At 64.3% G+C, this 23,076-nt stretch carries 21 protein-coding genes; 10 read left to right on the top strand and 11 right to left on the bottom strand.

Annotated features, from left to right (window positions below):
- Positions 1-14 precede the first annotated feature (14 nt).
- The 6 genes from ACSKT0_RS20725 to acs all read right to left on the bottom strand — a co-directional run bounded on the left by ACSKT0_RS20725 (position 15) and on the right by acs (position 8,355).
- Positions 15-794: a DeoR/GlpR family DNA-binding transcription regulator gene (locus tag ACSKT0_RS20725; RefSeq protein ID WP_437771407.1), complete on the bottom strand. Its 780-nt coding sequence runs from the start codon at positions 792-794 to the stop codon at positions 15-17.
- Positions 795-822: 28 nt separating this feature from the next.
- Positions 823-2,877 (bottom strand): beta-galactosidase, encoded by a 2,055-nt coding sequence (locus ACSKT0_RS20720; RefSeq protein WP_437771406.1) that lies wholly within the window; start codon positions 2,875-2,877, stop codon positions 823-825.
- Between the two features lie 5 nt (positions 2,878-2,882).
- Positions 2,883-3,791, bottom strand: coding sequence for a carbohydrate ABC transporter permease (locus ACSKT0_RS20715; RefSeq protein ID WP_437771405.1), 909 nt, complete (start codon positions 3,789-3,791; stop codon positions 2,883-2,885).
- Entirely contained in the window at positions 3,788-4,792 is a 1,005-nt protein-coding gene (locus ACSKT0_RS20710; RefSeq protein ID WP_437771404.1) for a carbohydrate ABC transporter permease, read from the bottom strand. The genes ACSKT0_RS20715 and ACSKT0_RS20710 overlap by 4 nt, the downstream gene beginning before the upstream one ends.
- Positions 4,793-4,806: 14 nt before the next feature.
- Positions 4,807-6,123: an ABC transporter substrate-binding protein gene (locus ACSKT0_RS20705; RefSeq protein ID WP_437771403.1), complete on the bottom strand. Its 1,317-nt coding sequence runs from the start codon at positions 6,121-6,123 to the stop codon at positions 4,807-4,809.
- A 195-nt stretch (positions 6,124-6,318) separates the two neighbouring features.
- Positions 6,319-8,355, bottom strand: coding sequence for an acetate--CoA ligase (gene acs / locus ACSKT0_RS20700; RefSeq protein ID WP_437771402.1), 2,037 nt, complete (start codon positions 8,353-8,355; stop codon positions 6,319-6,321).
- A 420-nt stretch (positions 8,356-8,775) separates the two neighbouring features.
- Here acs and ACSKT0_RS20695 point away from each other — a divergent pair, with 420 nt between their 5' ends.
- The 3 genes from ACSKT0_RS20695 to ACSKT0_RS20685 are packed head-to-tail and all read left to right on the top strand — an operon-like array spanning position 8,776 to position 11,440.
- Positions 8,776-9,960, top strand: coding sequence for a hypothetical protein (locus ACSKT0_RS20695; protein WP_437771401.1), 1,185 nt, complete (start codon positions 8,776-8,778; stop codon positions 9,958-9,960).
- Between the two features lie 11 nt (positions 9,961-9,971).
- Complete coding sequence (gene nth / locus ACSKT0_RS20690; RefSeq protein ID WP_437771400.1) at positions 9,972-10,763, top strand: endonuclease III; 792 nt, start codon at positions 9,972-9,974, stop codon at positions 10,761-10,763.
- Entirely contained in the window at positions 10,760-11,440 is a 681-nt protein-coding gene (locus ACSKT0_RS20685; RefSeq protein WP_437771399.1) for an NUDIX hydrolase, read from the top strand. Before nth ends, ACSKT0_RS20685 begins: the two co-directional genes overlap by 4 nt.
- Positions 11,441-11,491: 51 nt before the next feature.
- On the opposite strand, the gene ACSKT0_RS20680 is transcribed toward ACSKT0_RS20685, so the two are convergent.
- The 3 genes from ACSKT0_RS20680 to ACSKT0_RS20670 all read right to left on the bottom strand — a co-directional run bounded on the left by ACSKT0_RS20680 (position 11,492) and on the right by ACSKT0_RS20670 (position 14,505).
- A complete protein-coding gene (locus ACSKT0_RS20680) occupies positions 11,492-11,692 on the bottom strand; it encodes a YegP family protein (protein ID WP_437771398.1) in 201 nt (66 codons plus the stop codon).
- Between the two features lie 210 nt (positions 11,693-11,902).
- Positions 11,903-12,766 carry a CHAD domain-containing protein gene (locus tag ACSKT0_RS20675; protein WP_437771397.1) on the bottom strand — a complete coding sequence of 288 codons (864 nt, stop codon included), beginning with the start codon at positions 12,764-12,766 and terminating at the stop codon, positions 11,903-11,905.
- 44 nt (positions 12,767-12,810) lie between these two features.
- Positions 12,811-14,505 carry a bifunctional 3'-5' exonuclease/DNA polymerase gene (locus ACSKT0_RS20670; RefSeq protein WP_437771396.1) on the bottom strand — a complete coding sequence of 565 codons (1,695 nt, stop codon included), beginning with the start codon at positions 14,503-14,505 and terminating at the stop codon, positions 12,811-12,813.
- 421 nt (positions 14,506-14,926) lie between these two features.
- Here ACSKT0_RS20670 and ssd point away from each other — a divergent pair, with 421 nt between their 5' ends.
- The 6 genes from ssd (at position 14,927) to ACSKT0_RS20640 (ending at position 20,396) form a co-directional block, all read left to right on the top strand.
- Positions 14,927-15,946, top strand: a complete 1,020-nt coding sequence (gene ssd / locus ACSKT0_RS20665; protein WP_437771395.1) for a septum site-determining protein Ssd — start codon at positions 14,927-14,929, stop codon at positions 15,944-15,946.
- Complete coding sequence (locus ACSKT0_RS20660) at positions 15,943-17,211, top strand: TadA family conjugal transfer-associated ATPase (RefSeq protein WP_437771394.1); 1,269 nt, start codon at positions 15,943-15,945, stop codon at positions 17,209-17,211. The genes ssd and ACSKT0_RS20660 overlap by 4 nt, the downstream gene beginning before the upstream one ends.
- Positions 17,208-18,002, top strand: a complete 795-nt coding sequence (locus ACSKT0_RS20655; RefSeq protein ID WP_437771393.1) for a type II secretion system F family protein — start codon at positions 17,208-17,210, stop codon at positions 18,000-18,002. Before ACSKT0_RS20660 ends, ACSKT0_RS20655 begins: the two co-directional genes overlap by 4 nt.
- A 3-nt stretch (positions 18,003-18,005) precedes the next feature.
- Positions 18,006-18,656: a type II secretion system F family protein gene (locus ACSKT0_RS20650; RefSeq protein WP_437771392.1), complete on the top strand. Its 651-nt coding sequence runs from the start codon at positions 18,006-18,008 to the stop codon at positions 18,654-18,656.
- A gap of 175 nt (positions 18,657-18,831) precedes the next feature.
- Complete coding sequence (locus ACSKT0_RS20645; protein WP_437771391.1) at positions 18,832-19,122, top strand: DUF4244 domain-containing protein; 291 nt, start codon at positions 18,832-18,834, stop codon at positions 19,120-19,122.
- Positions 19,123-19,565: 443 nt separating this feature from the next.
- On the top strand, positions 19,566-20,396 hold the full coding sequence (locus tag ACSKT0_RS20640) for a hypothetical protein (RefSeq protein ID WP_437771390.1): 831 nt from the start codon (positions 19,566-19,568) through the stop codon (positions 20,394-20,396).
- Positions 20,397-20,616: 220 nt separating this feature from the next.
- Here ACSKT0_RS20640 and ACSKT0_RS20635 read toward each other — a convergent pair whose 3' ends face one another.
- Positions 20,617-21,546: a hypothetical protein gene (locus ACSKT0_RS20635; RefSeq protein WP_437771389.1), complete on the bottom strand. Its 930-nt coding sequence runs from the start codon at positions 21,544-21,546 to the stop codon at positions 20,617-20,619.
- A gap of 513 nt (positions 21,547-22,059) precedes the next feature.
- Positions 22,060-22,443: a helix-turn-helix domain-containing protein gene (locus tag ACSKT0_RS20630; protein WP_437771388.1), complete on the bottom strand. Its 384-nt coding sequence runs from the start codon at positions 22,441-22,443 to the stop codon at positions 22,060-22,062.
- A gap of 199 nt (positions 22,444-22,642) precedes the next feature.
- Between ACSKT0_RS20630 and ACSKT0_RS20625 the strand changes: the two genes are divergently transcribed.
- Positions 22,643-22,999 (top strand): helix-turn-helix domain-containing protein, encoded by a 357-nt coding sequence (locus ACSKT0_RS20625; RefSeq protein ID WP_437771387.1) that lies wholly within the window; start codon positions 22,643-22,645, stop codon positions 22,997-22,999.
- Positions 23,000-23,076: the final 77 nt, after the last annotated feature.

The raw sequence follows: 23,076 nt of genomic DNA, 5'->3' as shown, positions 1-23,076 counted from the left end.
TTGGGGCGCCCACGCTAGGGTGAGGCGATTCGGAGCTTCCCGACGCCGTCGGCGAGGATGCGCCGGGCATCCTCGCCGAGATGCGAGTCCGTCACGAGCACGTCGGCTTCCTCCAACTGGGCGATCGAGGCGATGCCAACCGTTCCCCACTTGCTGTGGTCCGCCAAGACCACCACGTTGCGGGCCGCACTGATGAAGGCCCTGTTGGTTTCGGCCTCCTGCAGGTTGGGCGTGGTGAATCCCGCGTCGGCATCCATGCCGTGGACGCCCAGGAAAAGGGTGTCCAGGTGCAGTTGCTTCAGCGCGGCAGTGGCGATAGGACCCACCAAGGCGTCCGACGGCGTGCGCTCGCCGCCGGTCACGATGACCGGGAAACCCTGCCGTGAACCTGAGGCGCCGTGGAAGAGATCCGCAATCCTGATGGAGTTCGTCACCACCGTGATCCGCGGCCCCTCCAGGAGTACTTTGGCGAGCTCGTAGGTGGTGGTTCCGGCGCTCAGGCCCACGGCCATGCCCTCATGGACCAGCGTGGCGGCCTCGACGGCGATCGCGTGCTTTTCCTCGATCAGCTGGGTGGACTTGAGTTCGAAGCCGGGCTCGTGGGTCCGGGCATCGCCAGGTATCTTGGCCCCGCCATGGATCCGCTCGACAAGTCCGGACTCCTCGAGCGACTCGATGTCGCGCCGAACGGTCATGGCTGAGACGCCCAGCAGTTGCGCGAGGTCCGAGACACGGACAACGCGTTCACGCTGGACGGCGTCGACTATGGCGGTGTGGCGGGCTGCCTGAAGCATCGGAGCCTTTCTGGAGGACGGCGGGTGGTTAGGCGGGAGTGGCGACGACGGCGACGCCTCCGGCAGTAAGGTTTAGCGTACCTCCGGTGGGTGTCCCGCTCAGGAGCTCGACGCCGTCGAGCGGCACCTCCACACCGTGCGCGCTGTGGTTCATGACGAAGGTCCAGACCTTGGTGCCGTTGCTCCTGCGGACGATTTCCACGTCTTCCGGAGGCCGAACACCCAGGACGGGTTCCACCCCGGCGTCCGAGCAGAGGAGCTGCACCAGTTCGGCGAGCCCCTCGCGGCCCAGACTCGTGGCCACGTAGTAGGCGGCACCGCGTCCGGCGGATCCGGCTCGGCGGGTCACTGCCGGCGAGCCGCCGACGCCGGACCCGACCGTGGCTGCACCGCCGTCGAACGTGGCAAGAACCTCCGCCGCGGTTGCCTTACCCAGCTCGCTCCAGACCGTCCCGGAGCCAAAGCGGCTCAAGCCGACCGCGTCGCCGGATCGCAGGGGGAAGAACTCCTCCATGCTCACGCCGAGAAGTTCGGAGAACGCCCCTGGATAGCCGCCGCCGTTGACAGGGTCCATGCGGATGTGGTCGTTCTGGTCGACGATTCCGGAGAAATAGGTGATCACCAGGGTTCCGCCGGCTTCGACATACTCGTGGAGTTTCGCCGCGCCTTCATCCGTGACCAGGTACAGCATGGGCGCAATCACTAGTTTGTAGCCGGACAGGTCATCGGTGCTTTGCCGGATGTCCGTGGTGACTCCGGCCCGGTAGAGGGCGTCGTGCCAGCGCCGCGTTTCCGGGAGGTTCCGGGCGTCCTCGCTGGGGTGCGAGTCCAGTTCGGTGCCCCAGCGGGCGTCGGTGTCATGGATGATGCAGGCTTCGGCCTGGACCGTTGAGCCGGCCACCTCCGAAATGCTCTCGAGCGCACGGCCCAGCTCCACCACTTCGCGCCACACTTTGCTGTCGCGGCCGGCGTGGGGGACCAGTCCGGAATGGTACTTTTCGGCCCCGGCGCGGGAGGCCCGCCATTGGAAGAACAACACGCCATCGGTTCCGCGGGCCACGTGCTGCAGGGAGTTGCGCAGCATTTCGCCCGGTGCTTTGGCCACATTGCGGGGTTGCCAGTTGACTGCCGAGGTGGAGTGTTCCATCAGGAGCCATGGTTTGCCCTGGGCCCAGCCTCGGGTGAGGTCCGCCGTCATGGCCAGATCCTGGAAGTTCCGTTCGTCGGCGGCGATCAGATAGTGGTCATTGGACACGACGTCCATATGTCCGGACCAGCGCCAATAGTCGACAGGGGCGTTCAGGCCCATGTTGAAGCCCATGAAATTGGTGGTCACCGGGTGCTTCGAATGTGCCCTGATGATGTTTGCCTCTGCGGTGAAGCACTCAAGCAGGGCGTCGGAAGAGAACCTCGCGAAATCCAGTTGCTGCGTTGGGTTCACCCACGTTCCCGAACGGCGCGGCGGCAGGATCTCGGCCCAGTCGTAGTAATGCTGGGACCAGAAGGCCGTTCCCCAGGCGTCGTTGAGCGCGTCAAGGCTCCCATACCTCGCCTGGAGCCATTCCTGGAAGCCACGCTCGGCGTGGGGGCCGAAGTCCGGTTGGTTGTGGCAGCCGTACTCGTTGTGGACATGCCACATCACGACGGCGGGGTGCCCCGCGTAGCGCTCCACGATCGCCGTCGTCAGGGCTGCTGCCGCCCGGCGATAGTCCGGCGAGCACGCCGCGAAGGCCTGCCGCGAACCGTAACTTTGCCGGACGCCGTCGGCATCCACGGGGAGTGAATCGGGGTACTTGCGGCTGAACCACGGCGGGGGAGAAGCACTCGCGTTCGCGAGATCCACGCTGATGCCGTTGCTGTGGAGCAGGTCGAGGATCCTGTCGAGCCAGCCGAATTCGTACCGTCCTTCCTCAGGCTCCAGAAGGGCCCAGCTGAAGATGCCGACACTGACAAGGTTCACCCCGGCTTCCTTCATCAGGGCGACGTCGTGTTTCCAGACCTCTTCGGGCCATTGTTCTGGGTTGTAGTCGCCGCCGAACGCGATCCGGCCGCCCAGCTTGTCCACGATGTAATCCATTGCCATGCGTTTTATCCTTTGCTGGAACCGAGCGTGAGGCCGGCCACGAATTGGCGCTGCAGCACGAGGTAGATGATCAGGGTGGGTATCACGGTGATGGTGGCGCCGGCCGCCAGCAGGTTGTAGTTGCTGAGGAACTCGCCCTGCAGGTTATTGATGGCGGTAGTGATCGGCAGCCGGTTACCGCTTTGGATGAAGAGCAGCGGCCAGAAGAAATCGTTGTAGATGAAGATGACTTCCAGGGTCCCGAGTGCCGCGAGGGCGGGGCGGCACAACGGCAGGATGATATTCCAGTACTGCCGCCAGATCCCGGCACCGTCCACCAGTGCGGCCTCCGTCAGATCGGACGAGAGGGCCTTCATATAGTTGGAGAGCACGAAGGTGCAAAAACCGATCTGGAACGCAGTGTCCACCGCGATCACCGAGATGTAAGTGTTGAGCAGGTTGCCCGAATCGCTGAACGAGTAGGGCAGCGTGACGTGTTTGAACATCTCGAACAACGGGGCTGCCAGGACCTGCGGGGGCAGGAGGTTGCCGGCGGTGAACATGATCAGGAGGGTGACGTTGAACTTCCAGCTCACCCTGGAGACGGCGAATGCCATCATCGAGGCAAAGAACAGGGTCAGGAGCACCGCGGGGACCGTGATGATCACTGAGTTCAGCAGGTACTTCGAGAATCCGCCTTGGGTCCAGGCCGTGATGAAGTTGTCGAAATTAAAAGTGCCGCCAAGGCTGAAGTAGCCGAATTTGTCCGTATCCGCCTTGGGACGCAAAGCCGTGAACAAGGACCAACCGAGCGGAATCAGCCACATGATTGCCATGACGGTCAGGAAGATGTGGGTCCCGTAGTGGCGCTTCCCGGAGGTCCGGGTTTCGCCTGCGGCTGCTGTGCGCGGGATGGGGTTGGCGAGGGTGCTCATGCCTTGCTCTCCTTGCCGAAGGTGCGGATGAGGTAGAAGACGATGGGAATCAGCGAGATGACCAGGAGAATCACCGCGAGGGACGAGCCGACTCCGATCACCTGGCCTTCGCCGATCAGGTTCTGGATCACCAGGGCGCTGATCAATTCAAGGCCGTTGGTCCCTCGGTTGATGACGTACACAATGTCAAAGGCACGCAGCGACTCGATGATCGTGATCACCACGATCACGATGTTCACGGGGCGCATTGCCGGGAAGACGATGCGGAAGAACGTCTGCGCCGCGTTGGCGCCGTCGATCGACGCCGCTTCCTTCAGCGAGGGGTCCACGCCCTTCAGCCCGGCCAAGTACAGGATCATGACGTAGCCCGCGTGTCGCCAGGTAGCTGCAACCATGGCCGCCCAGATGTTGACGTTGGAATTTCCGAACCAGTCCACGGCTTGCGGTGTGCCCGCCGTGCCCAGGAGGTAGTTCAGCAGCCCGCTGTCCCGGTTGTAGAACAGCTGCCAGATGATGCCGATGAGGGCCAGGGACAACATGACGGGTGTGAAGAAGATGCTCTGGTAGATCTTGCTGCCGCGGATCTTCTGGTCCAGGAGCACGGCCAGCAGCAGGCCGAGGGGCGTCGCGATCAGGGCCAGGAAGACGAGCCACAGGACGTTGTGTTGGATGGCCGGCCAGAACGGAGGATAGTCCTGGACCACGTATCGGTAGTTGTCCGCCCCTGCGGCCTTGATGTCCTTCAGGTCCAGGCCGTTCCAGCGGGTGAAGCTCAGCGCAATGGAGAAGAGGGTGGGCAGCCAGACCAGCAGGAGCTGGATCAGGGTGGGCACGCCCACCATGATCGCGAGGATGAATTTGTCGCGGCGGGTGAGGCGGCGGACCCTGCCTGCTTTGCCGGTCCGCCTGCCGGTGCCGGGCTGGCTCTTGCCGGCAATGGTTCGCCCGGCAGCACCGGGCTCGCTGTCCGGTGCTGCCGGTTTCTCGGCGGTAGTACTCATGGGGATTCCTTCAGCTACTGGGCTGCGTAAAGGGTCTTGGCCTGCGCTTCAAGGTTCTTGACGTCCACGGTGCCGTCCTTGATGAAGGACTGGAGCGCGGGGATCATGACGTTGTTGGCCATGGCCGGGAGGGCGTCCCGGTCCAGGAACTGGCTGATGTACTTGGCATTGGCGATGGTGTCCGCGCACTTCTTGTTCAGCGGGGTGAACTTCGAAGTGTCGGCGCCCTTGACGGTGGCGATGTTGGAGCCATCCACGGCTGAGTAGGCATTCTGGCCTTCGGCGGATCCCATGAACGCCAGGAAGTCGTGCGCCGCCTTGTTGTCGCCGCCTTTCTTGGACAAGAGCAGTCCGTCGATGGGGGCTTCGACGGCATCGGTGCCTTCCACTGCGATTTCCGGGAACGGGAAGAAGTCGATGTCCGCCAGTACGGCGGGATCCGTGAATTGCTGGGTCACGAACGAACCCAGCAGGTACATACCGGTCTTCTTGGCTTCGAGGGCCTTGGCCGCGTCCTGCCAGGTCTGGCCGAGGGCATTGGGGTCCTGGAACGGCAGGAGGGCCTTCCAGGTGTCGAAGACATCGCTGACCTTTTTCTGGTCCCAGCTTTCCTTGTGGGCGGTCAGGTCCACGTGGAATTGGTAGCCGTTGAGGCGCATGTTGATGTAGTCGAAGGTGCCCATGGCGGGCCAGCCGTCCTTGTCCGCAAAGCCGATGGGGATGATGCCGTCGGACTTCATTTTGGTGGCCAAGGTCTTCAGCTCATCGAATGTCTTGGGGACTGCGTAGCCTTTCTCGGCCCAGAAGCTCTTCCGGTAGAAGAAGCCCCAAGGGTAGTTGTAGTTGGGGACCAGGTACATCTTGCCGTCCGGCCCGGTGGAGGCCTTCTTCATGGCGTCCGAGAAGTTGCTGCCGATCGTTGCCCACACGTCATCCACGGGAGCCAGGAGGCCCTTGCCCGCGTAGTACTGCATGCGGTAGCCGGCGAACCACGTGAAGGCATCGTCCGGGCTGCCTTGGAGGTAGGAGTTGATCTTGTTCTGGAAGTCGTTGTGCGGGACGACGTTGGTGGCCACCGTGACGCCGGACTTCTTGGTGAAGGCATCGGTGACGGCTTTGTAGGCGGCCTTGGGAACATCGTCCGAAGAGCCCGAGCCGAAGGTCAGGCTGTTCGAAGAGGCCCCGGGAGCCGGTCCGGAGCCACCGGTGCAGGCGGTCAGCAGCGGAATGCCGGCGAGTCCGGCGGCGCCGATACCGAGCGTTTTCAGGATGGTGCGGCGTCCAGGGCCAGCGTTGTGGGCCGACTGGAATGGGTCAAGATTCGCTGCCATGTTCTCTCCCTTGAAAGCGTGGTGCTTGTGAGTTTTCTCACGTAGAACTCGACTATAACCGCTCAAAAGAGAACATGAAAGAACTAAATATAACATTCTTGCGACGGCGGGTTTTAAGACAAAAGCGGCGGTCCTCTTTGCAGAGAACCGCCGCCGTTGCATGGTGGCGTGGAGCCGCGTGGTTTGGGCGTGAGCCTACTTCTTCAGCGACTGCGCGATCTGGGCCATGATGGTGGGGTCGGAGAGGGTGGTGGCGTCGCCGGGTTCGCGGCCTTCGGCGACGTCCTTGAGGAGGCGGCGCATGATCTTGCCCGAGCGTGTCTTGGGGAGTTCGGGGACCACGAGGATGTGCTTGGGTTTGGCGATGGGGCCGATTTCCTTGCCGACGTGGTTGCGCAGTTCGGCGACGGTGGCGTCGCCGTCGTTTACTGCGTCCCCGCGCAGGATCACGAACGCGACGACGGCCTGGCCGGTGGTTTCGTCGGAGGCTCCGACGACGGCGGCCTCCGCGACCCAGGGGTGGGAGACGAGAGCGGATTCGATTTCGGTGGTGGAGAGCCGGTGCCCGGAGATGTTCATGACGTCATCGACCCGGCCCAGGAGCCAGATGTCGCCGTCGTCGTCCTTCTTGGCTCCGTCGCCGGCGAAGTACATGCCCTCGAAGCGGGACCAGTAGGTCTCCTTGAACCGTTCCGGGTCCCCCCAGATGCCGCGCAGCATCGCGGGCCAGGGTTCGCGGACCACGAGGTAGCCGCCGTGCCCGTCGGGGACGGACTGCCCGGCTTCGTCCACGACGTCGATCGCGATGCCCGGCAGCGCCACCTGCGCGGAGCCGGGCTTGGTCGCCGTGACTCCGGGCAGGGGGGCGATCATCTGGGCGCCGGTCTCGGTCTGCCACCAGGTGTCCACGATCGGGGCGGGGTGGGCCTTCTTTTCCCCGTTCTTGCCGGCGTTGGAGCCGATGACGTCCCGGTACCACATCCAGGCCTCGGGGTTGATGGGCTCGCCCACCGAGCCCAGGACCCGGATCGAGGACAGATCAAACTTTGCCGGGATGTCCCGGCCCCATTTCATGAACGTCCGGATCGCCGTGGGGGCGGTGTAGAGGATGGAGACCTTGTACTTTTCCACGATTTCCCACCAGCGGCCCTGGTGCGGGGAGTCCGGGGTGCCTTCGTACATGACCTGGGTGGCGCCGTTGACCAGGGGTGCGTAGGCGACGTAGGAGTGGCCGGTGACCCAGCCGACGTCGGCGGTGCACCAGAACACGTCCGTCCCCGGGTGCAGGTCGAAGACCGCCCTGTGCGTGTACGCGGTCTGGGTCAGGTAGCCACCGGTGGTGTGCAGGATGCCCTTGGGCTTGCCCGTGGTCCCGGAGGTGTACAGGATGAACAAAGGGTGTTCGGCATCGTGCCCGACGGCGGTGTGCTCGCCCGAGGCGGCGCCGACGGTGTCCTCCCACCACTGGTCCCGGCCCTCGTGCCAGTCCACGGGCTGGCCGTTGCGCCTGACCACCACGACGTTCCGCACCGTGTGTCCCTCTTTGGACAGGGCCTGGTCCACGGCCGGTTTGAGCGGGCTGGGCTTGCCGCGCCGGTAGGTGCCGTCCGCGGTGACCACCAGTGTGGCCTGGGCGTCATCGATGCGGGAACGCAGGGCGTCGGCGGAGAACCCGCCGAACACCACCGAGTGCACGGCCCCGATCCGGGCGCAGGCCAGCATCGTGATCACCGCTTCGGGGATCATCGGCAGGTACACGGCCACCCGGTCCCCCTTCGCCACCCCGAGGGACTCGAACGCGTTCGCGCACCTTTTCACCTCGTCGGTGAGCTGGGCGTAGGTGTAGGAGCGGGTATCGCCGGGCTCGCCCTCGAAGTGGATGGCCACCCGGTCCCCGAGCCCGTTCTCCACGTGCCGGTCCAGGGCGTTGTACGCGGCGTTGATTTCCCCGCCGACGAACCACTTCGCGAACGGCGGCTCGGACCAGTCCAGGGCCTGGCTGAAGTCCGTGTCCCAGTCCAGAAGCTCCCGGGCCTGCTTCGCCCAGAACGCGGGACGGTCCGCAGCCGCTTCCGCGTAGACTCCGGCGCCGACTACCGCGTCCGCGGCGAACTCGGCGGTGGGCGCGAACTTCCGGTTCTCATGGAGAAGATTTTCGAGGGCATCGCCGTTGCCTGCCCCGTCGGATCCGGTTGCAGCGGTGGTCGTCGATCCATTGGCGTCCTGGGACATGTGAACCTCATCATTCATCGATCTCTGCCGCGCGGCAGTCCCGCAACGAGGCCGCCCCACCACCAATCGTGCACGGCGTTGGGCTACGGCGCCTCACGGGATTCCGCAAAGAGCTTTTCCGGAACCCACCTTAGCGTTTTGGGCCGACAACAAGTGTCTGCGGTCACAATCCGGACAGCGAGTGGCGGATGATTCGCGCCGAACGGCGCTGAAGGCCTTCGCCTGGCTCCCAACCCGAGGAATATTACGGCGCGGCATCCCTGCCTCCGCGCCCGTGCCAACTAGTGGACTGTCAGACGCGTGGCATAGGCTGAAGAGGTCTCGAGACGCGAAAACTTGCCGCCTGGCCTGGCCCGAAAACGCGGGGTACAGCCTCGGGCGGCAGCGTACCGGGCACCGCCGTACAAAGGAGATTTGCATATGAACCAGACGAGCCAAGGTCCGAAATACGGTGCAATCGCGCCTGGATCGGCCCCCGAAGCAACAGCTGGATCCGGGGCGCCAGAGCCCGGCAGCATGACCTCCCCGAAGTACCAGGCCGTGCTGGGTCCGTTCACTATCCGGGACCTGACCGTTTTCGGCTCCACTCTCCTGATGTTTGTGGGATCCCTCCTGCCGATGTTTGGCGGGCGCTACAACCTGTGGAACCTTGACAATCTATTCTTCCTGGCACTGGGCATCATTCTTCCCCTCGTAGTTGCCGCTTTGTTCGTTGCCCGGCGTCTGCAGCCGGCGAATATCGTGCGAATCGGTTCCCTTTCGACCGACCAGTTCGCTTCCGTCGTGGCGTCGTTCGCCCTGACCCTGTACTTTCTGTCCGCCGCAGGCGCGTTTACCGTTTTCGTGCTCGTCGGACTCATCGGCTCGGTAGGTCTTCTTGCAGCGACGGTCCTGGCTCCCCACTTGCCGCTCCTCCGCGACGATTTCCAGGACCGGGCAGAACAGCCAGCTCACGTTGTGGCTCGGGAATCGGCCATTCCAACCCGAAAGCCGGCCGCGCCGAAGCCCGCCAAGCCTAAGCCAGCACCAGCCACCCCGGCACCCGTAGAAACCCCTGCCGCACCCGTCGCTGCCCCTGAGGCCGTCGCCCCGGAAGCCGCGGCCCCTGAGCCCGCGGCCACCGAGGCGGCCGCCGTCGCGGCAGCCGTGCCCGCCGCCGTCGTACCTGCCGAATCCGCAGAGGCTCCAGTTGCCGACCACGGGCGGGACACGCATGCCCACACCCCTACGCCCGAGGAACCCAAGCACCTGCCAACCGCCACTATGGCTACGCCGATCGTCGCCAGCCCGGATAGGGGAGTCGGGGCAGCCACCCAGCACATCGGCACGGTCGATCAGCCCCGGGTACACGAGCCCATCGGCGCTACGGTTGATCCAGCCACTCGAAAGGACGAGTCCGAGCACGCCTCCGGATACGAGGCATTCTGGTTCGCCGTGGCGCATCCCCGCGTCGTTGTCGACGAGCGCACAGGAATGCCCGCCTTCACCATCGAACCGGGCGCGTGGGTCCTGGCCCTCGAAGACCGCGGCGAAGAATTCCTCGTGCAGGATACTGACGGCAGTGTGGGCATCCTGCGCGATCTCAGCCACATCGAACGCGGCTAACCAGGCCGTCCGTGGACACCGTTGTAGAGACCCCGCTGGCACTGAAGCGGCGCGCGCGCAAAATCAACAAAGCGCTTGCTGAGCTCTATCCCTACGCCCACGCTGAGCTTGATTTCCGGAACCCGTTCGAGCTGGTAGTGGCCACGGTGCTGTCCGCCCAGACCACGGACGTGCTGGTCAACCAAGTCACCAAGATCCTGTTCGCACGGTATCCCGATGCCCGGAGCATGGCCGAGGCTGAGATCGCGGAGCTGGAGGCGATCCTGCAGCCTACGGGCTTCTTCCGTGCCAAGGCGAAGAACGTCCTGGCACTCAGCACGCGCTTGGTGGACGAGTTCGACGGCGAGGTTCCCGGCCGGCTGGAGGATCTCGTGACGCTTCCCGGCGTCGGGCGCAAAACGGCAAATGTGGTGTTGGGCAACGCGTTCGGTGTTCCGGGAATCACTGTTGACACGCATTTCGGCAGGCTGGCGCGCAGGTTCGGCTGGACGAGATCCGAGGATCCGGTGAAGATCGAGTTCGACGTCGCGGAGCTGTTCGAGCCCAGGGACTGGACCATGCTGTCCCACCGCGTGGTTTTCCACGGGCGCAGGGTTTGCCATGCGCGCCGGCCGGCGTGTGGAGCGTGTGCGGTGGCCAACTGGTGCCCAAGTTTCGGCGAAGGCGAAAAGGATCCCGTGAAAGCGGCCAAGTTGCTCAAGTACGAATTGGCGCCGGGCAACGAAGCGCTTCTCGCAAAGCTGCTTGCCGAGACCCATCGCGCGGCTGAGATTCGGATGGAATCGCAAAGGAGACCGGCATGACCGCGCTCGAGGACCTCGTCAGCCTCATCACCAGGATTGATTCCGGCCTGCATCCCGGCCCGGATCCGCGGATTGCCGCTGCAACCGTGGATCCGGACAAGGCGCGAAAAGCGGCCGTACTCATGCTCTTCGGCGTCTTGGACGCCGTTCCCGCCCAATCCGCGAAACCGGTGGCCCCGGCGGATCTGGACGTGCTGCTCCTGGAACGCGCCCACAGCCTGGACGACCATCCGGGACAGGTGGCGTTTCCCGGCGGCAGTATCGACCCCGGGGACGAGTCAGCCGTAGCGGCAGCCCTCAGGGAAGCGGTGGAGGAGACCGGCCTGGACAGTAGCGGCGTGCAGGTGCTCGGCGTCATGCCTGAACTCGGCCTGATCCGCAGCAATTTCGTGGTCACTCCGGTCCTGGCTTGGTGGGCGTCGCCGTCGCCCGTGAGGGTAGTGGACTACGCCGAATCCGCGCAAGTGTTCCGTGTTCCTGTGCGTGACCTCCTGGATCCCGACAACCGATATACCGGGACGCTCACGCGGCTCGGCCGGACCTTCTCGAGCCCGGTCTTCCAAGTCAACGGACTAGTGGTCTGGGGTTTCACCGGGATGGTGCTCAGCGGGCTGTTCGACGCCTTGGGCTGGACTGTTCCGTGGGACACGGAACGCATGCTTGAAATCGAGATCTAGCTGGCACTGTAGGCGTGTCGCCAGCCCCTGCTGAACTGGTCGCCGCTCCCGCTACGCTGCGTGCGGGGTTGTGTTCGAGTGATCCACCACGATGCCCGTGGCGGCATTTTCCCGCACCGCGTTGATGCCGGCCGCCACTGCCTTCAGGTGTTTAAACTGCGGAGACTCCGCAACCAGCGTTCCGTCGGCTGTCACCAGCCGGAATCGGTAGCCGTCTTCGCCGTCTTTGAGAATTTCGAATCGTCCAGCCATCGTTGGTGTTCCCCCTTGGATACTGCCTCGCACAGTTCGCGCGTCCTTGCACTGTGGCGTTCCTCACTTCGGAAGCCATAACTCGAGACTATCGAGAAGAACGGGGACGGCTGAAGTTACTTTGGGGTACATTACTTGCCCGGGTCATGCCCGGTTCGTTTCCGCCTTATGACTCGCTTTCGGCCCGGTTGGGGGCTATGGTTCCGGGCTTCAGAAGATCAGTGCGCGCCTCGGCGCCGGCACCGGATATTCGGCGATCGCCATCCGGAACTCTTCCTCGGCGTTGAGTCTCCGCCGGACTTCCATCGATTCGAGCCTCTGGGCATCTTCCGCGTCAATGGCGGGGTTTTTCGCCAGTTCCTTGATCCATTCGCCGGCCACGACGGCGTCATGTTGTTCGCCCAACAACCGCTGCAGGCCAATCGCCGGCTGGATCACCCCGGAAGCGTGATGGCTGAAGGCATCCGCGACTGCCTCGACCGAGTAGCGGAGGCATTTGACGTCTTTGCGTGCCTGGTGGAGCGCGGCGTTGCGCACCTCCGGGTCACTGCTGCCCGCCTGCTCCGCGAGGCTGTGCTGCAACCGCTCCCACCTTGCCTGGAGGCGCTCCGCGAGGTCCGCCGTCGGGTGCTTGTATTCCCTTGCGGCGGGGACTTCCAAGAGCGCTGCCCTTGCGGCACGTACCGTGCGCTTGCTGCGCTTGTGGCCTCCAAGGGAAGCGGCGAGCCGGGCGCTGGACGCTTCCAGTTCCTCCACGGCCAGGCGCACGGCCTCGGGGCTTTTCCAGGAATTTTTTGTGTCGAGGGATAGACGTATTCTCTGCGCCAGGACATAGGAGTCCCTGGACTCGCCGAGTGAAGTTGCGAGCCAGCTGACTTCCTCGCGGGCAGGCCGGGGGAGTTTCGGGATCATGCCGCGGTAGCAGCTAAGGACTGAACGGAGCCGGCGAAGGGCAAGCCTGGCGTTGTGCACGGCTTCCGGATCGGCCGTTGCGATCAGCGGTAATTGTCCCTCCAACTCGGTCAGTTGGAAGGCGATGTATGCAGCCAGCGGTGCGTGGCCTTTGTGTCCCACGGGCCAATCGTCCTCTGCTGTTGCATCCGGGGCAATAGCCGCGATTACTTCGCTTTGTCGTAAGAATCGACGACGGCGACGCTCACCGGAAATTCCACCGGGACCCGCCCGAACAGCAGCTCCTTCGCGGCGGCCGCGGCCTCTTCGATGGCCTTGATGCAGGCTTCCACCGACTCTGTAGGCGCGTGCACCATGACCTCGTCGTGCAGGAAGAACACGAGTTCCCCGGCAGGCAAGCCGTCGGCACGCGAAGTACGCAGCCGCCGTCGAAGTTCGGCGAGCCAGCACGACGCCCAGTCCGCAGCGGAACCTTGCACCACGAAGTTCCGCGTGAAACGGCCCCGCGAGCGGGCGATGCTGTCCGCGCGCCGCTGTTCTTCCGCCGTCGTGGATTGTTGGCTGCGGATCCAGCGTTCCGACGGCGGCGGGCTGCTGCGGCCCAACCTTGAGGTCACGGTGCGGCCGCCTTCGCCGTCGCGGGCTGCCTGTTCGACGAAGCCGACTGCCCGGGGATAAGTGCGGGTCAGCTGAGGCATGAGTCGTCCGGATTCGCCAGTGGTGGCACCGTAAATCGCGCCGAGCAGGGCGATCTTGGCCTTCGAACGGTCGCCACCGAAGCCCTGCGCGGCGATGCCGGCGTACAAGTCCTTGTCGCGCGCAGCCTCGGCCATCTTCGAGTCCTGCGCCAGTGCCACCAGAACCCGCGGCTCGAGCTGGGAGGCGTCTGCGACGATCAATTTGTGCCCCGGGTCGGCATGCACCGCGCCCCGGATTTGGCGGGGAATCTGCAACGCCCCGCCGCCCCTTGACGCCCAACGGCCGGAAACCACGCCGCCCACCACGTACTCGGGACGGAACCGCCCTTCGCTGACCCACGCGTCCAGCCACGACCAGCCGTTGGCACTGAACAAGCGGGAAAGCTTCTTGTATTCCAAGAGCGGCTCGATGGCCGGATGTTTGGATTCCTTGAGTTCCCACTGGCGGGTGGTCTTTACCTCGATCCCGTTCCGGTGCAGGGCACGCATGAGGTCCTGGGGTGAATCCGGATTCAGTTTCGGAGACTGCAGAATCCCGCGAAGCTCGTTGCAGAGAGCCTCCAGCGTGGCTGGCCGGTGGCCGGCGGGAGGCCGGGGACCGAGGTGGCCTTCCAGGATTTCTTCGTGCAACGCCTCCTGCCACGGCACACCCGTGAACTGCATTTCGGCGGCGATCATCGCGCCGGCGGATTCCGCAGCGAGCAGCAATTTCAGGCGGTGCTGCCGGCCTTCCTCCTTGGAGGCCTGGCCGAGCGCGTGTTGCTGTGCCGCGAACTCGGCCCGGATCTCCTGCAGGCCCGGCTCGGTGCTCCGCGGGACCAGGTCCTCGAACAGCGCGTCCTGATCGGCGGGCGGCGGGGGAGGCTGGAGGACCCGAGGCGGAACCGGCATGTCGTCGTCTTGAGTGAGTTTTTCCGCGCTGCGGGCATAGTCGGTGTGGGCGGTGAATTCGGAATGGACCAGGATGGCGCGGCAGAGTGTGAGGTCATGGCAACGCTCCAGTTCCACCCCGGACTGGAGCATTGCCGGGTACCAATCCTGGGTCCGGTTCCAGACCCAGCGCGGACGGCTCTTCTCCAACGTGCTTACGACGACGGCCAGCTCGGCCTTTCGTACGACGCGCGGCTCCGCCACGGCTACTCCGGCAGCATTGCTTTCCTGAATAGCTGCGCCGTCTGGATGGGCGGCGAGCAGCAGGTACATGCTGACAATTCTGCCTTGTGATTCCGTGGAACCTTGCACTATGCGGACAGCTGCCGTCCGCGATGCCGCTGGCGCTTCCGTCTGGGGTGGTGCCGTCCGTGTCGGTTCCGTCCGCGATACGGGACCCGTCCCCCACAGGGGTTGTTGTCGTTGCTTATCCACATACGCCGATACGGGCCTTCAACGCTCGTGGCGGAACGGAGAGAGTGGCTTCATGAGTGGGCAACATCTCGAGCGGAGCCACAACAGCCTGGGAAACGGGGTCGGGTATCACGGCGTGCGTGGCCCGTCGGCGCTGCAACGTGGCCGCCCGCGGCCCGGAAGATCGGGTCCATCGTCCGGCGCCGAACCGGACCCGGTGTCCTAAGACCCGGTGTCCGGAGAGCCCTGGCTTCCTGCCAATTCCGGAGAAGTCCTTTTGGTGACGGCGAACGTCAGGTTACAAGCCGAAACCGAAAGGATCGCGGCCGCCGTCGGTGTCAGTCTCCGGACAGTCGTCGATTCATCAGCTGCCTTGCCCACGTGGGACACCGCGGGGATGGTGCTTCTTGGCAGCGATGTCCGCGAACTTCCGCCCCGTCGTCGTGCACCTTCCGTCTTGCTGGGCCTCAACGGTGAGGGGGACAGTTTGTGGCAATTGGGAGCGGCGCTGGGGGCCGAACGCGTGGCTGTATTGCCGGAAGCTGCAGCCTGGCTGGCGGAGCACCTCGGCAGGTCCCGTGATCCGGACCCCGGGGGACTCGTGCTCGGGGTGACGGGAGGATGCGGGGGTGCGGGCGCGTCCACGGCTGCCATCTGGCTGGCCCAGGAAGCGGCCGTCCACGGAGTCCGGACGCTGCTGGTTGATGGAGACCCCCGGGGAGGGGGCCTCGAGCTTTACCTGGCCGCTGAAGATGCGCCCGGACTGCGCTGGCCCGATCTTGCAGGTGCCAGCGGCAGCATCGGCACCGGGCAGCTGAGCGACTCACTGCCCATAGCCGGAGGATTCTCCTTCTTATCTTGGCCGGGCAGTCGCGACCGCTCCCCAGACGTGGAGCCCGGAGCCGTCGCGACTGTCCTTGATGCGGCGCGGCGGGGATTTGAACTGGTCATTGTCGACATCGGACGAGGAACAGAGTCGCTTGGCGGCTTCGCCTGGGACTGTGACCGGATCCTTCTCGTGGCACCGGCTCAACTCCGGGCAGCAGTAGCTGCGGCCAGGCTTCTGCGGGAGCTGCCGCCCGTGGACACAGTCCTGGCGGTCCGGGGTGATGGCGGTTCGGCGCTGGACGGACCCCTCATCGCCGAATCGCTGGGACTGCCGCTTCACGGGGTGCTCCCCGAACTCCGTGGTACTGCCGCAGCGGCTGAACTTGGACGCCTTCTGGAATTCGGCAAGCGCAAGGCCGTGCGTCGCTTTGCGGAATCTGTCCTCCAACTGCTCGACGACGGCGCGGCATGAGTACCCCTGCATTCCCAAGCGGGGAGCGCCGACGCAATACCCGGCTCGTAGACGCCGCGCTCCTTGAAACCGTGCGGGAAACCGTCATGGCCGACGCCGGACCGGTCACTCCGTCGCGCGTGGCAGCGGCCGTACACGCCACGGGAAGGCTGCTCGGAACCGCAGGGGCGCTTGCCGCCGTCGAATCGATCAGCGCCGAACTGAGTGGACTTGGACCCCTCCAACAGCTTGCACGCGATGCCTCGGTGACGGACATCTTCGTGAATGGCCCGGACTCGGTGTGGTTCGACCGCGGCAAGGGGCTGGAACGGGCACGGGTGCATTTCGACGGCGAACCTCAGATCCGTGCCTTGGCCTCCCGGCTCGTGGCGGCCGGCGGGCGTCGTTTGGACGACGGTTCGCCGTGCGTCGATGTCCGCCTCGACGGCGGATACCGGGTGCACGCAGTGCTGCCTCCGATTTCCGCCGCTGGAACCTTGTTGTCCGTTCGGATCCGGCGCGAGGAGGTCTTCTCCCTGGACGAGCTGCGTGATGGAGGCATGTTCGGGGCGCCCGTCCAGCAGGTGCTGCAGGCCATCGTAGACCGCAGGTTGAGCTTCCTGATCAGTGGGGCCACCGGTTCCGGGAAGACCACACTACTGTCCACGATGCTCGGCTTGAGCAGCCCGCGTGATCGGCTCGTCCTGATTGAGGACGCTTCGGAGCTGAACCCGGTGCACCCGCACGTCGTCTCCCTCGAGTCCAGGCACGGAAACCTTGAAGGCAGTGGCGCACTCGACCTCGGCGAACTCGTCCGCCAGGCGCTGAGGATGCGGCCGGACCGGTTGATCGTGGGCGAGTGCCGCGGTGCAGAAGTCCGTGAGCTGTTGACGGCACTCAATACCGGCCACACGGGTGGCGGTGGCACAATCCACGCAAACACCGCCTCCGCCGTCCCGGCCAGGCTTGTGGCGTTGGGCGCGCTCGCAGGCTTGAGCCGGGAAGCCGTTCAATTGCAGCTTTCAACGGCATTGGACGCAGTGGTTCATGTCGAGCGGACGCCGGCCGGCAGACGAGTTTCCTGCATTGGATTGTTGGCGGAGGATGCTTCAGGCCAATCGATCGTGCCTGCTGTCGAATTGCGGGCAGGTGCCGCCGTTGCCGGCCCTGCATGGCGTTACCTCGCATCGCGTCTTGAGCTGGATCCCGGGCTCCTGCAGCCTGGGCCCCAGCCCGGGTCAGCAGGACCGATTTCCCGTTCAGATTACCTTGGGGCGCTCGCGTGAGCGGACTCCTGGTCCTTGTCCTGGCGGCCGCTGCGTGGATGGTCCTCCAACCGTCCCGGCGACTTGGCAAACGGGTAGTGCATGCACTGCCGGGTGCTCCCTCGGCTGCGGCAGCGGCGGGGGCCGTGGCCGGGGCTGAGGCGCGCACGCTGCGGAGACGCTCTCGCGCGGACGCATTGCCGCTCACGGTACTCGTACAGCAGATGGCCGCTCTCCTCCGGGGAGGCCGTTCGACGTCGAGGCTCTGGGAGGAACTCTGGATGGTGCATGGAGGCAGGGAACACCGCCTTGGTTCGGGCGACCCGGAGGTCCTCAATGCGCGACGAAAGCTGTCGTCCGGGTCCCTCCAAGTTCTCGCGGCTGCGCGGGCGGCCTCGATGATGGGGACGTCGGTCGCCGGAGCCATCAGGGCGTCGTCAGCGAAGGATCTTCAAGGCGGGAACCCCGTGGAACGCCGAATCTGGGGAGAGCTTGCCGCCTGCTTGGATGTTTCGGAAGCTAGTGGTTGTCCCTTAGCCGAGGTGTTGACCCGGTTCGCCGCCCAGCTTGAGGCCGGGGACGACGCCGGTGATGCGCGGCAAACTGCCTTGGCCGGCCCGAAAGCCACGGTGCGCCTTCTGACGTGGCTGCCGGTGTTCGGCTTGGGGTTGGGCATGATGCTTGGCGTGGACCCGCTGGCGGTCCTGCTGGCCAACGGCGTCGGATTGGCAGCGCTCGCGGCTGGGGGCGTCCTGACCGTCACCGGCAGGATCTGGTCATCCCGATTGGTGCATGCCGCAGCGGGGCGTTGACTGATGGGCTCGACCTTCCCAGCCATCGCGGTGTCCCTGTCGTTGATCTTCGCAGCAATTCTCGGGCTGGGGTATCAGGGAAGAACCTGGCGGCGCACGGCCCTGCAGATGCTTCGCGGCTCACCCGACGGCAACGGCATGCCCGGGAGCAGCGGCCCGCTGAAGAACGCGCGTAGAGGCCAGGCGGTGGGCGCTCACCCGAATCCCGAGAGCCAAGAAGGCTTGCGCAATGTGCCGATGATCCTAGAGTTGGTGGCTGCCATGCTCGACTCAGGGGCGGGGCTCGGACGGGCCCTTGAGTTGATCGCCGGGTGCGCTTACCCGCAGCTTGGCCGCTCCCTGCGGACAGTGGTTGCTGCGCTCGACATCGGAACGGACTGGGAGACGGCATGGCGGAGTCCGGGCCAGCTGTGCGTTGAAGCGCGCAAGCTCAAGGATGCGCTCACCTTCGCTGCCCTGACTGGCGCGCCATCCTCGGCCATCCTTTATGCCCAGGCAGCTCGCCTCCGGCGTGAACAGTTCAGGATGGCGGAAAAGCGCGCTGCCGCGCTCGGAGTGAAACTGGTGATTCCACTGGGTTTGTGTTCCTTGCCTGCCTTCATTTGTCTAGGCGTCGTCCCGGTCCTGCTGGCCATGCTTCCGTCCGGGGGATAGCCGGCAGCCCCACCCGGGTCGGCCTGAGCGTTGCTGCACATGCCAGTTTCCCTCCACAGGAAATGTCAGAAGCGAGTTTTCCACTTAGGAGACTTGGGGCCTTTCGAAGCCCAAATGCCAACGGAAGAGTCGTAGTACGACCGGCAGTCAAGCCGGCGCGAAGAAAGGAACTGAAATGAACGCAACCGTCGATACCGCCACAGCCCCCGTCCAGACTGCCATGGCCCCAGCCCAGGTATCCGTTCCTCGGCCGGAGGCCGAGGTCCTTGAACTGTTCCCAGGCTCGTCGGGAAGGAAGCCCGTTCGGCTGCCAACCCGCCTGCATTCCAACGTTGAAACAGGCCGTGCGGGGCCCTGCGACGATTCTGCCGCTCCGAAACGGTCGAAGATGCGACTCATGGGATCCGAGCTTGGGATGGCAACGGCCGAATATGCCATCGCCACACTTGCCGCCGTGATCGAATAAGAGCGTACTTGGGACCAATAATTCAACGTTGAGGTCTTCGAGGACACGGCCATTTCCGGGATTCCAACCTTCACTCTGTGCACATCGGTGCGACGAGAACAAGTACGTCGATAACGACACGGGCTTTGAGCCGGAACTCTGAGCAGAATACCGATGCGGTACGGGCCGCGTGTGTTACTACTACCTGGGCCGGGCCCCATCGGAACCCTTCGCCATATAAGCTGGTGCGGATTCCGCGGCACACAATCGTGTGTTGAGCGGACTCAATTCTCGAACGAACAAAAAGGGTGGAGATGTCTCGACTTGCGGACCGGATAGGCACAGTGGGAATGCGAGCCCAAGTGCTTGCCGAGTCCGAGGCGGGTTTCGCCTACGGCCGCGACTCAGTGGCGTACTGAGCGCCGATGGAGCCGAACGCACTGAGCCCTGCGGGGTCCCATTCGATGAACGACCAAGCTAGTCAGTCGAAGCACGACAACCCGATGCACGCGCTCTCCAACGCACTTGGGGACTTGCAGTACCCGGTGCCGGAGTCGGACCTGTGGCTGCGAATTGTGTTCACTCTGCTGCCGTGCAGCGCGCTGATCGTCGTATCGGTGTTCTGGACGGAAGGAGCGCCCTTCCTGCTCACTTTTGCTGGCGCGTTTGCGAGCATCCAACTCGGCGATCCGTATAAGCGCGCCTCGCAGTTGCTCGTCGACTTCTTGGCCGAGGCACGAGAGCAGCGCCGGTCGGCGCTCGAGCACCTGCGGATAAAGCTAGCGTTTCGCAACAGCGCAATCATGTACGAAGGGGTGCGCCCTATCGGCTACTCCCGTGCGGGCCTACAGCGCGCCCGGCGACGCTTTCCTCGCCTCTCCCGGCGATGGGACCGGAGCTTCTGGGACGTCAGTGGTCGTATTCGCGACCCTGAGACTGGAGCTCTCCCACCAGTGGCGATCCCAAGATGGCTGTACCCCCGCCGGGATGGCTTCAAATACTGGGACTTTGTGAGAAGGGGGCAGTCTATCGCGGGATGTCTCTTACGAACAGTGGCGGGCACTGTACCGCTCATCTTTTCTCACATTGTCGGCGCATACGACTCGTCCCGGGGCGCACAGAGCCGGAAGCAGAAGCGCGCCGAAAAACTGCTGGCGCGCCTGAGCGTGGAACTCGTGCGCGCGACTAGGGATCGCGGATCTGACGCCCCGGTCGTTCAGCTTGCAAAACAGCTGGGACTGACATATCAACCCCCAGAGATCAAAGACAATTGGGCCTTCAGCGATCAAATTTGACTGCCCTACGTTCGGTTCGTGACGACCGCCAGGCTAAGGCGCCGAGACCGTCAGGCCCACGATAGCCCTGCTCCACGGCAAGCATGTGGGAGATGGATTCGGCAGTCCGGAAAGGGTTACCCGACCGGGCGGCGTTTTCGGCGGATCTCATTCCGCTGGCCTAGGGGCAATTTTGGGAAGCGCGCTGAATTATGAGTACATTGGTTTGCTCTACTGCGCCTCAGAGTCCGGGGTCTGTGCTGCGCAGGTAATCGATCCAGGGCTCGGCACGCTCGAGGACTCCGAGCCAGCGATTCTTATGCTCCTGTTCCACCGCGAAGTGGGTGATGATCTGGTTCAGGACCAGCCGGCACGTCCCGAAGAGCATGCCCGCGTACGGGAGCATCACATCACGTCTCCGGACGAACCCGATCCCGGCTTCGACATCCTTCCCTATGAACATCGTGACTCCTGCAGTCTCGCCGTGGGCGACGCCTGAGAGCTGAGAGTAGAAGGCACGTCCGGGGGCGCCGGGCGCGCTGTCGGACAGCACGGTTGAGGCCAGGGCGGTGACGCCGACGCTCTCGGCCTTACGGCCTTCATCAGCGAGGACCTTCTTGAGGCCGTCGATGTAGGCGGGACCATTGATCCGCTCACCATTGAACAGGGTGAACTCGCTGTGCTTCGCCGAGGTTGAGAGCTCAGCGATGCCCAGGTTGAGGTGTCGGCGCAGGAGCTCAGATGGCGAGTTGGCCTGGAGCAGGTAGTGTGCCTTGCCGAACGCTTCGACGGCTCCCCGGGTGAGGGTGGCAAGCGACATGACGGGGCCGTCCTTCGGTAATAGCACCGAGAAGGAGCGCATGTGGTCGATCGCGGCGAAGCTATAGAACCCGATCGCAAGATGGGCCGACTGAAGATGGGAAGCCCCGGTCGACGTAGGGACGTTGACCGAATCAGACAAGAATGCTTCAGCCCTAGACCCGGGGCGCGCCCGCTGGCCGACCGCGAGATGGGTGATGACATTGGCGTCCGGGACGAGGCCTATCACGATCTGCCGCATCAGCTTTACGTCCCGGTCGCTCAGACACTCCTCGGGATCCACGCCGCCGCTCCCGCCGGACCGGCTGGCGAATCCGTCAGCTCCGGCCGCGAATTTCAAAGCATCTGCCACTAGTACGTCCTTCTGCTAGATCTGCAGCTTAACAGCCGTCGCCAGCCTTGGTCCTCCTTAGGAGGGGATGGGGAACCCCAAGCCGGTGCTGTCTTAAATCGAGGCTGCTGCAACCGGGAGAGCAGGAGAGAAAGCGGAGAGCACCGAATCGGTCCTTGCTCTCCGCGCTTAGCCGCGGAATTCCGCGGAAGTTGCACGTTGGGAGCGCAGGAGAGCAAGAAATGGAGCCTCTACGCATGAACCTGCGTGCGGGCTTCACAACGCCGGACATGTGAAGCCCACACACGCACACACGTTCCCGCAGGAGCGCAGCCGAATCCATGCTCTCCTGCTCTCCACAGACCCAAAACCGGCTTCCCACAGGGGAAAAGGTGGAGAGCAATCTGGAGAGCAACCCCTCGGCGTACTCTCCTACTCTCCGCCTAAGCGCCTGCAACTCCGGCACGTGATCCAATCGATCGGAGGTAAAGGCAAGACCCCATGTGCCAGTGCCTCCCCGGGGAGGCCGGTTCCTCACTCGCTACGGGATGCCTCAAGTTCTGCGATGCGTCGACGCGTCGCAGACACCGCATCTTGCGCTTGCTGGACCGCCTCTTCAGCTTGGTGCATCCGGTAGGAATACAGGCTCAAGTCCCGGCGCAGTTCGCCGACTTCGTCATCGATGGCGTCCCTGTCTCGCAGCATGGACGCGAGTGGCACTTGGAGCACGTCGGCGATCGCAACGGCCTCGTCAAGTCGGATGGCCCGTTCGTGCTTCTCGGCGCGAGCAACGGCACTGGGGTCGATGCTGCGCCCGATCATGTCCGTGATGCGCGTAGCAAGCGCTGCCTGCGAGAGGCCCGCCTGCTGCCGCTCCTCGTTAAGTCTTCGGGCGAATGTCTCTGTCGCGATCGTCATGTCGATGTCCTCTCATTCGATTGAAGCTTGGCGTTCAGTACCAGATAAACCGCCATGTCTTGCGATCATCACCATGCATCGCTACGCTTAATGTACGACAGGTCGCGATAACGCCACAGTCCACACACCAGTTCTCTTGGGTGGCGGTGACCTCCGATTCCCGGAACGACGGACGCATGGGACCCTCTGAGAGGTCCTGATGTCCACTTCGACTGCATCCCTCCCGCAGACGCTTCGTCTGTCGAGCGCAGATGACCCGCTACTTGCCCTTCGAGCCGCCCATGAGCGCGGCTGGCCGCACCCGCACACACTTCGCAACTATGTCCACGCGGGCCGGCTCCCTGCTGTCCGCGTTGGAAAACAGTTCATGGTCAAGGAATCCGATCTGAAGCGGCTGATGACTCCGGTCAACGTCGTTGACTCGGCGCCCGAGAGGCAGCTATCTTCCGAGGCTGACTTCACCGACCTCGCTGCACTCGCCGCGCGAATGGTCGCCTCCTGGCCGCGCCTGACTGAACAGCGGAAGGCCGAATTGAGTCGGCTGCTTGCCGCCTGAAACGCAAAAAGAGCCCCACCGAATCGGAGCTCCCGCAGACAATTCTGAAAAATCCGGCCCTGCAGCAGTTCGCACCT

Origin of the sequence: Arthrobacter sp. KNU40 (assembly GCF_051515115.1) — a bacterium.
Taxonomy (GTDB): Bacteria; Actinomycetota; Actinomycetes; order Actinomycetales; family Micrococcaceae; genus Arthrobacter.
This window is presented reverse-complemented; position numbering and strand designations above follow the sequence as displayed.